Source organism: Algoriphagus sp. AK58 (genome assembly GCF_014324365.1).
Lineage (GTDB): Bacteria > Bacteroidota > Bacteroidia > Cytophagales > Cyclobacteriaceae > Algoriphagus.
The window spans coordinates 134,847-150,794 of record NZ_QEIG01000018.1; the positions used below are offsets into that span (position 1 = coordinate 134,847).

The window sequence follows — 15,948 nt, forward strand, 5'->3', positions numbered from 1 at the left end:
AGGTCTCCTAGGCGCTAAGAAAAATGTTTGAAATGCAGAAAATCGCTGAGGTTCTCAACCAATTCCCCCATTTGGATGAAAAATCCAAATCAGCATTTGCCGAAAAAATAACCCTGGAAGAGTATGAACGAGGGGATCTGCTGGAGTGTGCAGGGAAACCCTGCAATCACCTTCACTTAATCCTTCAAGGATCAGCCAGAAGCTTTTACCTCAAAGACAACAAAGACATTACCGTCTCTTTTACCCTGGAAAATGAATTCACCACAACCATGCATTCCTTTATTACAAGAAAGCCTTCCTATGAAAATATTGAGGCTATGGAAAAAACAATTTCCGGGAAAATAAGCCATGAGGACTTGTGGAACCTATTTGAGCTTTATCCAAACTTGGAAAGAACTTACCGCTTGATTTTGGAGCAGTACTACATTACCCTGGAAGAACAGTTGATCTTTTCCAAATTCAAATCAGCCAAAGAACGGTACCTGGAGCTTATGGAAACTCGACCGAAAATCATTCACAAAGCCTCTGTTGGACAGATTGCTTCTTATTTGGACATGAGTATCGAGACGCTCAGCAGAATTAGAGGTAAAATCTGATTATTTGATTTTTCTCAACAAGTTAACACCTGATTAACAGGTAATTTTGTCAGATGCACTAAGCCCCCAGCCCATTATCTATGAGAAAACATTTGGCATTAATTTCCTTAAGTCTACTCCTATTTGCATGTTATGGATGCGGAACTGAATCCAATGAAAGGACATTTGACACATCCACACTTCGCAAAGCGAGCATTGACGAAGTAGAACAGGTGGTGGAAGCCTTCATCATGGCAGAGGATTCAAGCACCATAGAAATTCCTTCCGGTTTTTATGAATTCAACACCCAGTTGATCTTGGACAGTAAGACTGCCATCCGTATTAAAGGTGCAGGAATGGACCAAACCGTTCTCTCATTCAGAAATCTCAAGTCCGGTGGAGAGGGTGTCAAAATTGTCGGAAACCAAATCACCATTGAAGACCTAAGCATCGAAGATGCTCCTGGAGACGGGATCAAAGCCCAGCATACCGACGGAATTACCTTTCGACGAATCAATGTCACCTGGACCAATGGGAACAAATCCAAAAACGGAACATATGCTATCTATCCCGTACAATGCAAAAATGTGCTGATCGATGAATGCATTGCTTCCCACTCCAAAGATGCAGGAATATATGTGGGGCAATCGGAGAATATTGTGGTCAAAAACTCTCTGGCCTTTGGAAATGTGGCCGGAATCGAGATCGAAAACTCTGACAATGCCGAAGTCTTTGGCAACACCGCCCGTGACAATGCCGGTGGAATTCTGGTCTTCAACCTTCCGGGATTACCAAAATCTGACGGAAAAGGCACTAAAATTTACGACAACGACATCATCGAAAATAATCATAAAAATTTTGCCGTGCCCATCGGCGAAGACCCAAATGGAAATACAGTAACGATGATTCCTCCAGGATCCGGTATAGTGCTACTTGCTGCCAAAGAGGTCGAAATCTACAACAACCGCATTCTGAGAAACAAGACCTATGGCGTCGCCATTGCAAGCTATCAGGTAACTGGTTTCCCTGCAGAAGCCCCTAATTGGTCACCTTACACGACAGATGTATATGTTCACGATAATCAGTACGAACGGAAATCCTTCTCGATCCCTGATTTTACCCGAGAAATGGGGCAATTGGTCGCCGTACACAACGCTCATGGAATCTTGAAAACTCAAGACATCATCTATGACGGTATTTGGGACAAATCCATCAATGAAAAGATCGAGTCCAACCCCATGAGGATCTGCATCGAAGAATCCGGTATGGAAAATCTCCGCTTCACTCGATTTTACCTGATGGATGGGGAGGAAAACATCCAATCTTTCAAAGATCATGAGCTTTTCCAAAATTGTCAAGTAAATGTGCAAACAGACATTTCAGGAATCGCTCTGCTTAATTCTTCTGTCCAAAAATGAAATCTCCTTCCTTGACTTTGAGGAATATCCTGATGGCTTCCCTGGTCAGCATTTCCATTTTAGGTGCTTGTCAATCTGAAAAAACTGAAGAGCAAACCAATCAGTCCAAAACGGGACAGCGAGCCTTGGCACCCGAGGAAGCTACAGGTCAATATCCCTATCGCAGATTATCAACTTATGGGTTTTTCGAGGGCGAAATGGCCATGCTCACCCCTTCGGAAAAATTGATCCCTTATCAACCGGCCTCCTCTTTGTTTACAGATTACGCGTTGAAATCTCGATTTGTCATGATTCCTGATGGCGCAAAAGCGCAATTGGTTGACAATGACATCTCACTTCCTGTAGGCTCTATTTTGGTGAAAAATTTTTACTATCCGGAAGATTTCAAAAAGCCTGAAGGCAAAAGAAGAGTTATCGAAACCCGACTGATGATCCATGAGGAAAAAGGCTGGCAGTCCTACCCTTACATCTGGAACGAGGAGCAAACGGATGCCGTTTTGAAAATTGTGGGCGGAGAAACTGAAGTCCGATTCATTGACAAAAACGGCAAAGACCAAGTCATCAATTACTTGGTGCCCAACAAAAATCAATGCAAAAGCTGCCACAACAAAAACGAAGTGATGGCTCCGATCGGCATCCAGCCAAAGCACCTCAACAATGACCTGAATTACAATTCTGGTAAAGAAAATCAGTTGGCTCACTGGACTAGCTTAGGCAAGCTGGAGGGTTTCTCAGGAAAGGATAATCATCCATCCGTGATCAATTATGAGGACCAAACCCAAGCCTTGGACGACCGCGCAATGGCTTATCTTGACATCAACTGCTCGCATTGCCACCGAGCCGAAGGGCCTGCCAGTACATCTGGACTATTTCTGACATTTGATCAGAAAGATCCAATGAAGCTTGGCATCAATAAAACGCCGGTGGCAGCTGGAAAGGGTTCGGGAAAATTCAAATTTGATATCGTTCCGGGACATGGAGATCAATCGATTCTAACCTATCGCATGAATTCAACCGAAGTGGGAGTTGCCATGCCGGAAATCGGCAGAACTACCGTTCATACCGAGGGGGTGGAATTGATTAAAGAATGGATTAATCAGATGAAGTAAATTTAATCCCGAGACAATCTCATCTCTAGATACTTATTGGAAAACCCAAACTCCTCATAAAACTTTTTGGCTGGATTCTGAGGTTCAACATGGAGTGCGATAGCGCCTTGGGTCTGGGACAAGAGGTGTTGCAGCATTTTCTTCCCGAGTCCTTTGCCTCGTTTGTCTTTCTTCACGGCAAAGTATACCAGAATGTGCTCTGGAATATAACCCGACATGCCTGTATGATTCAGCACCAATCCTCCAATCAACTCACCCGATTCGCATGCTAAGATCACCAATCCACCCGGACCATTCGAATTCATGGCATAATCCAGGCACTTCAGCACATCCCTTTTAGGGTCTCCAAATTCTTCGAGTTGCTCCACCAAAAAATCAGCGATTTGCTCCTTTTGAAGATTGGACAAAGGAAGTTGAGGAGTGAAAGTTTGAAATTCCATCCACGAATAAACGAAAAAAGACAGGCTTTAACCTGTCTTTTTCACGAGGAAGGAATTGCAAATTATACGTTTTCGCTGCTGACTACGGCAGAGAAATATTCTCTGTTCATGCGGGCGATGTTGGTAATGGAAATGCCTTTTGGACATTCAGCTTCGCAAGCACCGGTGTTGGTACAAGCACCAAAACCTTCCGCATCCATTTGAGCTACCATTTTTTCGGCTCTGGTTTTTCGTTCTACTTGGCCCTGTGGAAGGAGCGCAAGCTGGGAAATTTTGGCAGAGGTGAAAAGCATTGCAGAAGCATTTTTACAAGCTGCCACGCAGGCACCGCAGCCGATACACTGAGCTGCATCCATTGCCAAGTCAGCGACTGTCTTTGGAATCGGAATCTCGTTGGCATCTGGTACACCACCGGTATTTACAGAGACATAGCCACCTGCTTGGATGATTCGGTCAAAAGCGGAGCGGTTTACTACCAAGTCTTTTACCACAGGGAAAGCTTTGGCTCTCCATGGTTCGATGGTGATGGTCTCTCCGTCATTAAATGACCGCATGTGCAACTGGCAAGTTGTTGTCTGAAGCGGTCCGTGAGGCTTACCATTGATATAGAGTGAACACATACCACAAATACCTTCTCGGCAATCGTGGTCAAAGTGTACAGGATCTTCTCCCTTTTCAGTCAATTGTTCATTCAGCACGTCCAGCATTTCGAGGAAGGACATGTCTTTGGAGACATGGTCGACCGGATAGGTCACAAAGCCACCCTTATCGGATGCGTTTTTTTGTCTCCAGATTTTTAAAGTCAATTTCATATTTATAAGTATGAATTATTGTCTACAAATTATTTATAAGAACGCTGGGTCAGCTTCACGTTTTCGAAGACCAAAGGCTCTTTATGGAGTTCTTCTTCCTGATCTTCTCCCACATATTTCCATGCGGCCACATAAGCGAAGTTTTCATCGTCACGAAGTGCTTCCCCATCCGGTGTCTGATACTCCTCGCGGAAGTGACCTCCACAAGACTCGTTTCTATTTAAAGCATCATCCACCATCAATTCGCCCAACTCCAGGAAGTCCGCTACTCTGTGCGCTTTTTCCAAAGACTGATTGAGTTCCTCGTTTGCCCCGAGCACTTTTACATCTTTCCAGAATTCTGCTTTAAGCGCTTTGATCTCAGCTTTGGCTTTCTTCAAGCCCTCTGCTGTACGAGCCATTCCGCATTCATTCCACATGATCTTACCCAATTTCTTATGGAAATAATCCACAGTCTTGGATCCTTTGATGGAAAGAAGTGTTTTGATTCTGTTTTGAACTTCCTCTTTTGCTTTGGCAAATTCAGGGTGATTTTCGTCCACTTTTTTAGGTGGAATTTGAGCCAAATAGTCACCAATGGTGTAAGGAATGACAAAATAACCATCCGCCAACCCTTGCATCAGCGCAGAAGCTCCGAGTCTGTTTGCTCCATGGTCAGAGAAGTTAGCTTCACCCAACGCATACAAACCAGGAACTGTTGTCATCAAGTTGTAATCTACCCAAAGTCCACCCATGGTGTAGTGAACCGCAGGATAGATCATCATAGGAACTTCATAAGGATCCTCTCCAGTGATCTGCTTATACATGTCGAAGAGGTTACCGTATTTCTGCTCGATGATCTTTCGGCTGTCACGCTTGATGGCATCTCGGAAATCCAAGAATACCGCTTCACCGGTTTCGTTTACACCTCTACCTTCGTCACAAACATACTTGGCATTACGTGAAGCCACGTCTCTCGGTACGAGGTTACCGAAGGAAGGATACTTTCTTTCGAGGAAGTAGTCTCTGTCCTCTTCTTTGATATCGTTGGCTTTGATTTGACCTTTTCTGAGTTTCTCAGCAATTTCCTTCGTAGCAGGAACCCAAACACGTCCGTCATTTCTCAACGATTCAGACATCAAGGTCAACTTGGACTGATGATCTCCTGAAACTGGAATACAAGTCGGGTGAATTTGAGTAAAGCAAGGGTTCGCAAAGTAAGCACCACGCTTGTGAGCTCTCCAAGCTGCTGTTACATTGGAACCCATTGCATTGGTTGATAGGAAGAATACGTTGCCGTAACCACCAGTACACAATAATACGGCATGTGCAGCATGCGTTTCTACCGCACCAGTGATTAGGTTTCTTGTCACGATACCTCTCGCATGGCCATCTACGACCACCACATCCATCATCTCAGTACGCGGATACAGCTTTACTTTTCCGTTGGCTACCTGACGGCTGAGTGCAGAGTAGGCTCCCAAAAGCAACTGCTGTCCGGTTTGGCCACGGGCATAAAATGTACGGGATACTTGAGCGCCACCGAAGGAACGGTTGGCCAACAATCCTCCGTACTCACGGGCAAAAGGAACACCCTGTGCCACGCATTGGTCAATGATTTTTACTGATACCTCCGCTAGACGGTACACGTTTGCCTCACGGGCACGGTAGTCACCGCCTTTGATGGTATCGTAGAATAGTCTGAAGATCGAGTCACCGTCGTTTTGGTAGTTTTTGGCAGCGTTTATCCCTCCCTGAGCTGCGATAGAGTGCGCTCTTCGAGGGCTGTCCTGGAAACAAAAGGCCTTGACATTGTAACCCAACTCCGCTAAAGAGGCTGCAGCGGAAGCACCCGCCAAGCCTGTACCCACTACGATGACATCGTATTTTCTTTTGTTTGCCGGATTGACCAGCTTGCTGTTAAACTTGTGCTTAGTCCATTTTTCTGCCAAAGGACCAGCGGGTATTTTGGAATCTAGTATCATACGGGACTATTAATTAGCTGGTGAAATAGATATAAAGTGGCATAGAGGCAAAAAGCACAGGTACCACAATGCAATAAGCCTGGCCGATAGCCTTGATGGCAGGAGAATATTTTTTATGGTTCAAACCCAAAGTTTGGAACGCAGAAGCAAAACCATGAGACAGGTGAAAGCCCAAGAATCCCATCGAGACTACATAAAGTGCTACCAACCATTCTTGCTTGAATGCTTCGCTCACGATCAGGAAAAGATTTTTGTATTCTTCTTCTCCATAAGTGACCATAGGTACTTCTCCCCAGTGCATCTTAGCCCAGAAGCCCTGAAGGTGAACAACCAGGAAGATTAGGATGATGGTACCCAGCACGCCCATATTTCTGGAAGACCAAGTACTATTGGTAGAAGCCTTGGATTCTGCATAGCCTACCGGTCTTGCAGATTTGTTTTGCTGAGTCAAAAGGATTGAATAAATGATGTGACCTATTACCGAAATGTAGGTCAAGTAAGATAGGATTTTTACTGCGGGATTGGTAGTCATAAACTTGGCGTAGATATTAAACGCCTCTCCTCCATCTCCTTTAAACAAGAGTAAATTTCCTGACACGTGGCCTGTCAAAAACAGGATGAGAAAAAGACCGGTCAATGCCATGATCAGTTTTCTGCCTAGGGTGCTTTTCAAGGTTTTTGTAACCCAACTCATACAAATGTTTCGATTAGTTTAGAACGAAATTCTTTTGCTGTTAATGTGGCCAAATTTACATTCAGAAGGACTAGTATCCAATGCAATCGAATTCATCAGGCTTATTTTAAAAGGTTCTAAATAATTTCAATCTTAGCTTTTTAATATTTGTTTTAATCAGTAAGTCCAACAGTCTGTTTATTTTTATTGTTTGAATTTTGAGAGTTTTTCTGCCTAGTTCTGTTTAATTCGTATAGAAAGAAAATTCTACCTTAACAAAAATGGTATAAACCCTTGAAGACTTGGAACGTTCTGAGGGTATGGATCTCCAAAGTTGACCGATATGAAGCTTAAAATTTATCTAGGACTTTTTTTAATTTCCTTGTTTTGGGATATTTCTTCAGCTTGGGCTACCCACATCCGGGCCGGTGAAATCATCGCAGAACGGATTTCAGTCCAAACTCTCACCTACCGCATCACTGTGGTCGGCTATACAGACACCCGTTCAAGCGTTGTCTTTGGGCCAGGAAGAATCAATTTTGGTGATGGACGCGAGGAACAACTTAATACCCAAAGTGATTTTTCGGTAGTTGAAGACTTAGGGGATCAGATTGAAAAAAACACCTTTGTCATTACTCATACCTTTCAGGGGCCTGGCAGGTACAAAATCCGCTTTCAGGAATTCAACCGAAATGATCTTACCCTGAACATGGATAATTCGGTTGACACACCCTTTTATGTAGAAACTGAAATAAATATTGATCCGTTTTTTGGAGTGAATAACTCGCCCATTTTGACCATTCCCCCGGTAGACAATGGCGCTGTAAATGTGCGATATATCCACAACCCCGGAGCATACGACCCCGACGGGGACAGTCTTTCCTATGCGATGGATATCCCTAAGCAAGCCTTCGAAAGACCTGTAAACAATTACAGAAGTCCGGCTTCTGCGGAATTTAGCCGAAACCAACAAGACGGTTCTACTCCTGCTTTTTTAAATATTGACCCCATTTTTGGTGACTTGATTTGGGATGCACCAGGGACAGCAGGACAATTCAACGTAGCCTTCCGGATCATCGAATGGAGAAAAATCAATGGAAAATTCGAACAGATCGGATATGTAGTCCGGGACATGCAGATCATCATTGAAAACTCCAACAACCGTAGGCCTGAACTCATTCTGCCTCCAGACCTTTGTGTGGAAGCCGGAACCTTAATCGAGGAAATTATCCAAGGTCAAGATCCAGACGGAGACCCCATCAAGATTGAGGTCTTTGGAGAACCTATTGAAATCAACGCATCACCTGCTTCCTATTCTCCAAAAAATGTCTTCCAGCCTCAACCTGGCATTGTCAATTTCTCCTGGCAGACCGTCTGCAATCATGTAAGAGAAAGAGAATATGAAGTAAGGATCCGAATTACAGATCAACCTCGATCAGGACCTAAGCTCGTTGATATCAAAACCTGGAGAATCAAGGTGGTAGGACCTCCACCGGTTTGGGATGAGTTGGAGCAAAAACCGGGAAGAACCGTTGACCTTAATTGGAACCCTTACGTCTGTGCCAATTCTGCTTCAGAAATGCAGGTTTGGAGAAGAATAAATTCAGATCCTTACGTACCTGATTCCTGCGAAACAGGAATCAGAGCCGGATATGAATTGGTAGGAATCACTGATATGAATACTTTCTCCTTTACCGACTTGAACGGAGGAGAAGGACTTGCCCCCGGCAACACCTATTGTTACAGATTGGTTGCTGGATACCCTGAGCCTCGATCCGGATTAAGTATCGTTTCTGAAGAAATCTGTATCACCATTGATGTCGATGTGCCTATCATCACCAATGTAAGTATTGAGGCTACTGACACACAAAATGGAGAGGTATTTATCAAATGGACCCCTCCTTATGATATCGACAAGACCCAGTTTCCGGGCCCTTACACTTATGAACTACTGAGAAGCCAAGGATTCACTGGCAACCAAAATAGGGTTTCATTGGGTGTTACTTCGGATACCTTGTTTACAGATTCTGGACTCAACACGGAAAATCTGGTTTATAATTACAAAGTGGTTCTCTTGGACAATAATGTCAAAATCGACACCTCTTCCTCAGCCTCCACAGTGAGACTGGAGCCTACCATCATCAATGAAGCCATCGAGTTGAACTGGACTTTCAATGTTCCCTGGAACAATCAGATATCCCAATACAAGCATGAAGTCTATCGCAACAGGACTGATGCTGCTGCTCAGGACGAGACGACATTTGTGAAAATCGCCGAGGTTGATGTCACTCAGAATGGGTTCAAATACCTTGACGATGGCAGCTTCAACGGGGTCAAGCTTAATAAAGACTTGGAATACTGCTATTATGTCATCACCAAAGGAGCCTACAATGTGGCCGGATTGGTTTATCCTCTTGAAAACAAATCGCAAATTGTCTGCGCCAAACCGGATGATAATCGTCTGCCCTGTCCTCCTGTCTTGACTTTTGAGGGGCCAGAATGTTCCGCTTATGTTTCTCAGCAACCATGCAATACCAACAATTACCAGCACGAATTAAGTTGGGAACCAAATTTCACTGGCAACTGTGACGATGAATTAAGCTCCTATCGCCTTTATTTCACACCGGATGGAGAAGAGGGCCAGTTTAATTTAGTAGGCCAATACTCTTCCATCCAGCTTAATGTCACGCTTCGAAATCTGCCCAACTACAGGGGATGCTATTACATTACGGCGGTAGATCGATCTGGAAATGAGAGTCAGCCAAGTAATGTGGTGTGCGTGGACAATTGCCCTGTTTTCAATCTTCCGAATGCATTCACTCCAAACAATGACGGGATTAATGACACTTTTATGTCCTTTGACAATCCATTCAATCAGTGTCCGAGATTCGTCTCCGGAGTAGAAATCTTTATTGTCAACCGATGGGGAGCTGAAGTGTATCGCTACAACAGCCTTACCTCCAATGAAAATGACATTTACATTCGTTGGGACGGAAGAGATAAGAATGGAAATGAACTTCCTGCTGGTACTTATTTCTACTCAGGTACGGTTTATTTCGATGTCCTTGATCCTGCACAGAAACAGCGTGAACTGAAAGGAACGATCCAACTCCTTCGATGAGTGAAAAAAAATCCATCATCCTCTTTGATGGGGTCTGTAATCTTTGCAACGCTTCTATTGATTTTATCTTAAAGCGGGATTCAAAAAACCGCTTTCTCGTAGGAGCGTTGCAAGATGGACCTGGTCAAAAGCTTTTGGCCAACTTTCAGATTGACCCAAGCTATCTGGATTCTTTGGTGTTGGTGGAAAACGGACAAGTCTTCTTCCGGAGCACGGCCGCTTTACTGATTTCCAAAAAACTAAGTGGATTTTGGTCGTTTTTTTATCCCCTGATTTTTCTGCCGGCGTTTTTGAGAGATCCTGTTTACGATTGGATCGGGAAAAACCGCTATCGCTGGTTTGGTAAAAAAAACACCTGCCGCCTACCAACCCCTGAAGAAAAGGCTAAGTTTTTGTCCTTTGAAAATTTACCCGATTAAAAATATTGGATGATCATCCAGTAGATCGGCATGCCTAGGGTGATATTGAAGGGAAACGTCACTGCCAACGCCATTGGCACATACAAACCCTCATCCGCTTCCGGATTTGCCAACTTCATAGCAGCCGGAACGGCGATGTAAGAAGCAGAAGCCGCAAGGATAGAAAAAATCAACCGATCACCTGCCTCAGGCGCAATCCAATGACTCAATACAGCTACTGTACACCCGTTGACTAAAGGAACCAAAATCGCAAACAGGGAGGAGAAATACCCAGTCTTGAAAAAAGCTTTCAACTTTTTCCCACTGTTTATCCCCATATCAAGCAAGAATACAGCTAAGAACCCCTTGAAAATATCAGTTATAAAAGGTTTAATACCTTCCGCCTGTTTTTCGTCAGCAATCAATCCAATAAACAAACTCCCCAAAATCAAAAGCACAGAACCATTGGTAAAAGCGTGGTAAATGATTCCTTTTATCCCTCCTTCGGATTTACTACTGGAATATTTCCTAAGCAAAATCACTCCGGAAATAATTGCCGGTGCTTCCATCAATGCCATCACGGCGACCATATGACCTCCAAAATGAGCGCCTTGAATGTCCAAGAAAGACACCGCCGCCACAAAAGTGACTGCCGAAATGGATCCATATGCTGCTGAAATAGCAGCTGCATTGGGAACTCCAAGCCTTTTCTTCAAAATGAAAAAAGTATAAAAAGGAATTGCTGCTGAAAGCACCAATCCAAAGATCAATGCCCAAATGATTCCAGAATTAAACTCACTGTGGGAAAGCTCCTGACCACCTTTGAATCCAATGGAAAGCATAAGGTAAAGCGCAATAAACTTTGCACTGGTGGCGGGTATCTCCAAGTCACTTTTCAACTTCACCGCCAAGATTCCCAAAACGAAAAAGAGAAGGCTCGGATTCGTCAGGTTATTAATCAGAATTTGAAAATCCATGTCGCAAATATCTTTTCCCTAACCTTCAGAAAAAAATAAAACATAACATTTTTTTATCCGTTGATAGCTTTAAATTAATTTTGCTTATGAATCTGACCATACATCAACTCAAGGCTTTTCAAGCCGTCGCCAAATATCAAAGCATCACCAAAGCAGCGGAGGCCATGAATATGACCCAGCCTGCCGTATCCATCCAGCTGAAAAACCTTCAGGAGCAATTTGAGGTGCCGCTCACTGAAATCATCGGGAAGAAGATTCATATTACTGAATTCGGGCAGGAATTGGTAGACACGGCAGATCGGATTTTTGCAGAGCTCGGACAGATCGAAGAAAAAATGCTCGAACTCAAAGGGCTATTGGGAGGCAAAATCAGGATTTCTGCGGTATCCACCGGAAAATATATCATTCCTTACCTGATGGCTGATTTCATGAAAATCAACCCACACGTGGAGATCAGCCTGGAAGTATCCAACCGCTACAATGTGTTGGCCCACCTCCAGGAAAACAGCACAGATTTGGCCTTGGTTTCTCTTTGGCCTGATGAGCTTGATCTGGAAAGCATACAATTGGCCGAAAACAAATGGTATCTAACCTGCGCACCGGAAAAAAAGGCTCTTTACGAAAAATACATCAGCAATGAAGAGTGGAGAAAAATCCCTTTTGTACTCCGCGAAAAGGGATCCGGAACACGAACCATGATGGAAAAATTCTTCACCGAACGGGATATCCACGTAGAGAGTAAACTTGAACTTGCAACGAACGAGGCGGTGAAACAGGCGGTTATGGCAGGACTTGGGGCTTCGATTTTATCCAATTTTTCGATGGCTCAGGAAATTAAGGATGGAAGAATTGCGGTTCTTGAACACCCAGAACTACCCTTGAAGGCCGATTGGAAATTGATCTGGCTCAAGCAGAAAAAGCACTCCCCTGCTGTAAAGGCATTCATCAGATGGCTTTCCGAAAACAGGGAGAAAATCCTGGAAGATCACTTTCCGACCTTGCAGTCCTTCTAAGCTGGAAAGGTTGGAGAATCAAAAAGGTCTATATTTGCGGCTTTCCGGTCAATCCATCACTGGGAGAATTCAAGCGAAAACAACATAACAGCGCCAAACTGAAGGCGGGTTTTACTTGAGGTTAGCCTTTCTCCACAGAGACAAATTGATGTTGGAAAAGTCAATCTGACCATCAAAAACTATAAAACACGTGAAAGCATTTGTTTTTCCGGGCCAAGGAGCCCAATTCCCCGGAATGGGAAAATCTCTTTACGAAGGAAATACTGAGGCCAAAGCCCTCTTCGAAAAAGCCAATGAAATCCTAGGCTTCCGTATTACCGACATCATGTTTGAAGGAACTGAAGAGGAATTGAAGCAGACCAGAGTGACTCAGCCAGCCATTTTCCTTCACTCTGTGATTTTAGCCAAAACCACCCCTGATTTTGCTCCGGACATGGTGGCAGGACATTCCTTGGGTGAATTTTCCGCCTTGGTAGCTAATGGCACACTCGCATTTGAAGACGGCTTGAAATTGGTCTACCAAAGAGCCATGGCCATGCAGGAAGCTTGCGAAATCAATCCCTCTACTATGGCCGCCATCCTTGGATTGGCAGACGAAAAGGTTGAAGAAATCTGTGCCGAAATCACCGACGAAATAGTCGTGGCTGCCAATTACAACTGTCCGGGACAGCTGGTTATTTCTGGTTCAAATAAAGGAATAGAAATCGCCTGCGAAAAAATGAAAGCTGCCGGTGCCAAAAGAGCACTTCCGCTTCCTGTAGGTGGGGCTTTCCACTCTCCTCTGATGGAGCCTGCACGGGAAAAACTCCAAAAAGCTATTGAATCCACCCAATTCAATACCCCAATCTGCCCAGTCTATCAAAATGTCAGCACCACAGCCGTATCCGATGTCAACGAGATCAAAAAAAACCTGATTGCCCAGTTGACCGCTCCGGTAAAGTGGACACAGTCTGTCCAAAACATGGTGAAAGACGGAGCAACCCAATTTGTGGAATGTGGTCCTGGAAAAGTTCTTCAAGGATTGGTCAAAAAAATCCATCCTGAAGCAGAAGTTGCCGGTCTATAAAATTTCAAATCCCGTCTACAAAAGGCGGGATTTTTCATTCTACCCCTTTGAAAAAAAGGGCTTAACTTCACTTCGATCCTTACATTCTTCCAGCATCTCCTTTGGAGTCTTACCTGAAATTGGGTGCTTTTTATTAGGTACCAGCTCTACCAAGGGGACCAAAACAAATTTCCTTTCGCCAATAAATGGATGGGGAATGGATAGTCTTTCCGACTCAATTACCTCATCTCCAAAAAAAAGAATATCAATATCCATGGTACGGTCACCCCAAGGTTCATCACGGATCCGTCCTAAATCTTTTTCTATTTCCTGAATGATCTCCAGAACTTCCTGAGGTCCAAAAGAAGTCGATATCAGAGCCAATTGATTGAGAAAATTTCCTTTTGCTACCCCTCCCCAAGCTTCTGTTTCGTAGATATTCGACACCTTTATCAATTGAAAACGGTCATTAATTGCCTCTATCGCATGAAAAAGCAACTTTTCCCGTTCTCCTTTGTTACCTCCTAAACATAGTACAACCTCTGTTTGCATCGCTTATCACTAGAGCCATTGTAAAGCTCTTTCAAAATAGATTAATTTCGTCCGTATAAATTATAACACTTATGAAGTTTCTTGGAAATGTGTTGGCCGTCATCGTCGGCCTGTTCATTTTTAGCATCATCAGTTTCCTGATCTTTTTTGGAATCATCGGCATGATTGCCGCTTCTTCTGAAAAAGAGGTGAAACTGGAAGAAAACTCGGTCCTGCATCTCAATCTCAACGGTCGAATCCTGGTGGAAAGGACTTCTGAGGACGATTTAAAGTTTGGATCATTTTTAAATCCATTCGGTGAGCAGATGAATGCCGGTTTGGTCAATTTAAAAAAAGCACTGGCTGAAGCCAAAACCAATGATAACATCAAAGGCATCTACCTCAACACGGGGCTGATCATGGCCGGTCAAGCCAATCTCCTAGAGCTAAGAGAGGCTTTGCTTGATTTCAAAGAATCAGGAAAATTCATCGTGGCCTATGACGAGGCTTATTCAGAAGGTGGGTACTTCCTAGCTTCCGTAGCAGATGAAATTTATCTCAATCCACTTGGGGGGATTGATTTTAACGGATTTTCTTCAGAGTCCATTTTCCTAAAAGGCTTTTTTGAAAAAGTAGGAATTAAGCCAGAAGTATTTCGAGTGGGTGAGTTTAAAAGTGCGGTTGAGCCTTTCATCTTGGACAAAATGAGTCCTGAAAACAGGCTTCAAACCCAATATTTTCTTGACGACATCAACAATCACGCTGTCAAGCTCATCGCAGAGTCAAGATCCATGGCAACTGACAGCCTGATGAAAATCAACCGTCAAATGCTGGTGAGAAAGCCGAAAGATGCTGTGAACTATGGGTTGGCTACAGCTCTGAAATATGAAGATGAGGTTCATTCCATCCTCAAAGAAAAACTTGGTCTTACTGAAGATGATCAGATCGCCACGATCAATGCAACAGAACTTGGTTCACTGGCCAAAAGCAAAAACATCACCTCCAAAAATCGTATTGCTGTAATCCTTGCCGAGGGTGACATCGTGGACGGAGAAATGGAAGGAGCGATCAGTTCAGAAAAATTTGCCAAAGAAATCCGAAAAGCAAGAAAAGACGAAGACATCAAAGCTATTGTACTGAGAGTAAATTCACCGGGAGGTTCTATTTTGGCTTCAGAGGTGATTTGGAGAGAAATGTCGGAAGCGAAAAAAGCCAAGCCACTGATTGTTTCCATGGGAGAGGTAGCCGCCTCAGGCGGATATTATATCTCTGCCCCAGCCGATACGATAGTCGCACAACCCAACACCATCACCGGATCTATTGGGATTTTTGGATTATGGTTTAATGTTCAGGAACTTATTAATGACAAGTTAGGAGTTACCACTGATGTAGTTTCTACCGGAGATCTTTCAGATTTTATGAATATGGCTCGTCCGCTTACCGATGTAGAGCGAACTATCATCCAGTCCAGCATCGAAGACGGTTATGAGACCTTTATCTCCAGAGTAGCTGAAGGCCGTGGAATGCATCCTGACTCAGTTAAAAAAGTAGCTTCAGGGCGTGTATGGACCGGAACTCAGGCTAAAGAAAGAGGCTTAGTCGATGTCTTGGGAGGGATGGATACCGCGATCGAAATTGCAGCCGCTAAAATCGGGGCTGGCGAAGATTACCGAGTAGTCTATTTTCCTGAGATAAAACCTTGGTTTGAAGAATTCATGACCTCCTTCACCGACCAAGTGCAAGCACGAGTCCTTCAGACACAGCTTGGCGACCAGTTTCCTTTATATCAAAAGGTTCAAAAATTGAAAAACTACCACGGTGTTCAAGTAAGAATGCCTCAGGATATTACCATTAAGTAAGTATACCTATTTA

The 15,948-nt window shown here is 43.9% G+C and carries 14 protein-coding genes; 8 read left to right on the plus strand and 6 right to left on the minus strand.

Annotation, left to right across the window (positions count from 1 at the left end; all coding sequences use genetic code 11):
- Nucleotides 1-32: 32 nt before the first annotated feature.
- The 3 genes from DDT91_RS16060 to DDT91_RS16070 all read left to right on the plus strand — a co-directional run bounded on the left by DDT91_RS16060 (nt 33) and on the right by DDT91_RS16070 (nt 3,102).
- Nucleotides 33-596 (plus strand): Crp/Fnr family transcriptional regulator, encoded by a 564-nt coding sequence (locus tag DDT91_RS16060; protein WP_187177212.1) that lies wholly within the window; start codon nt 33-35, stop codon nt 594-596.
- 80 nt (nt 597-676) lie between these two features.
- Nucleotides 677-1,993: a parallel beta-helix domain-containing protein gene (locus DDT91_RS16065; RefSeq protein ID WP_187177213.1), complete on the plus strand. Its 1,317-nt coding sequence runs from the start codon at nt 677-679 to the stop codon at nt 1,991-1,993.
- Nucleotides 1,990-3,102 carry an SO2930 family diheme c-type cytochrome gene (locus tag DDT91_RS16070; protein ID WP_255502154.1) on the plus strand — a complete coding sequence of 371 codons (1,113 nt, stop codon included), beginning with the start codon at nt 1,990-1,992 and terminating at the stop codon, nt 3,100-3,102. The genes DDT91_RS16065 and DDT91_RS16070 overlap by 4 nt, the downstream gene beginning before the upstream one ends.
- Nucleotides 3,103-3,104: 2 nt before the next feature.
- On the opposite strand, the gene DDT91_RS16075 is transcribed toward DDT91_RS16070, so the two are convergent.
- From DDT91_RS16075 to DDT91_RS16090, 4 genes are all read right to left on the minus strand, one after another.
- Nucleotides 3,105-3,542: a GNAT family N-acetyltransferase gene (locus DDT91_RS16075; RefSeq protein ID WP_187177214.1), complete on the minus strand. Its 438-nt coding sequence runs from the start codon at nt 3,540-3,542 to the stop codon at nt 3,105-3,107.
- A 62-nt stretch (nt 3,543-3,604) separates the two neighbouring features.
- Complete coding sequence (locus DDT91_RS16080; RefSeq protein ID WP_187177215.1) at nt 3,605-4,354, minus strand: succinate dehydrogenase/fumarate reductase iron-sulfur subunit; 750 nt, start codon at nt 4,352-4,354, stop codon at nt 3,605-3,607.
- A gap of 29 nt (nt 4,355-4,383) precedes the next feature.
- Nucleotides 4,384-6,318 (minus strand): fumarate reductase/succinate dehydrogenase flavoprotein subunit, encoded by a 1,935-nt coding sequence (locus DDT91_RS16085; protein WP_187177216.1) that lies wholly within the window; start codon nt 6,316-6,318, stop codon nt 4,384-4,386.
- A gap of 13 nt (nt 6,319-6,331) precedes the next feature.
- Nucleotides 6,332-7,012 (minus strand): succinate dehydrogenase cytochrome b subunit, encoded by a 681-nt coding sequence (locus DDT91_RS16090; RefSeq protein ID WP_187177217.1) that lies wholly within the window; start codon nt 7,010-7,012, stop codon nt 6,332-6,334.
- Nucleotides 7,013-7,334: 322 nt separating this feature from the next.
- On the opposite strand from DDT91_RS16090, the gene DDT91_RS16095 reads away from it, so the two are divergent.
- Nucleotides 7,335-10,112: a gliding motility-associated C-terminal domain-containing protein gene (locus DDT91_RS16095; protein ID WP_187177218.1), complete on the plus strand. Its 2,778-nt coding sequence runs from the start codon at nt 7,335-7,337 to the stop codon at nt 10,110-10,112.
- Entirely contained in the window at nt 10,109-10,531 is a 423-nt protein-coding gene (locus DDT91_RS16100; protein ID WP_187177219.1) for a thiol-disulfide oxidoreductase DCC family protein, read from the plus strand. The genes DDT91_RS16095 and DDT91_RS16100 overlap by 4 nt, the downstream gene beginning before the upstream one ends.
- Here DDT91_RS16100 and DDT91_RS16105 read toward each other — a convergent pair.
- A complete protein-coding gene (locus DDT91_RS16105) occupies nt 10,528-11,487 on the minus strand; it encodes a sodium-dependent bicarbonate transport family permease (protein WP_187177220.1) in 960 nt (319 codons plus the stop codon). The genes DDT91_RS16100 and DDT91_RS16105 overlap by 4 nt on opposite strands.
- Before the next feature lie 86 nt (nt 11,488-11,573).
- Between DDT91_RS16105 and DDT91_RS16110 the strand changes: the two genes are divergently transcribed.
- On the plus strand, nt 11,574-12,500 hold the full coding sequence (locus DDT91_RS16110; RefSeq protein WP_187177221.1) for a LysR family transcriptional regulator: 927 nt from the start codon (nt 11,574-11,576) through the stop codon (nt 12,498-12,500).
- A 190-nt stretch (nt 12,501-12,690) separates the two neighbouring features.
- Entirely contained in the window at nt 12,691-13,566 is an 876-nt protein-coding gene (gene fabD, locus DDT91_RS16115) for an ACP S-malonyltransferase (protein ID WP_187177222.1), read from the plus strand.
- Between the two features lie 39 nt (nt 13,567-13,605).
- On the opposite strand, the gene folK is transcribed toward fabD, so the two are convergent.
- Entirely contained in the window at nt 13,606-14,097 is a 492-nt protein-coding gene (gene folK, locus DDT91_RS16120; RefSeq protein ID WP_187177223.1) for a 2-amino-4-hydroxy-6-hydroxymethyldihydropteridine diphosphokinase, read from the minus strand.
- A 71-nt stretch (nt 14,098-14,168) separates the two neighbouring features.
- Between folK and sppA the strand changes: the two genes are divergently transcribed.
- Entirely contained in the window at nt 14,169-15,935 is a 1,767-nt protein-coding gene (gene sppA, locus DDT91_RS16125) for a signal peptide peptidase SppA (RefSeq protein ID WP_187177224.1), read from the plus strand.
- The last annotated feature ends 13 nt before the right edge of the window (nt 15,936-15,948 follow it).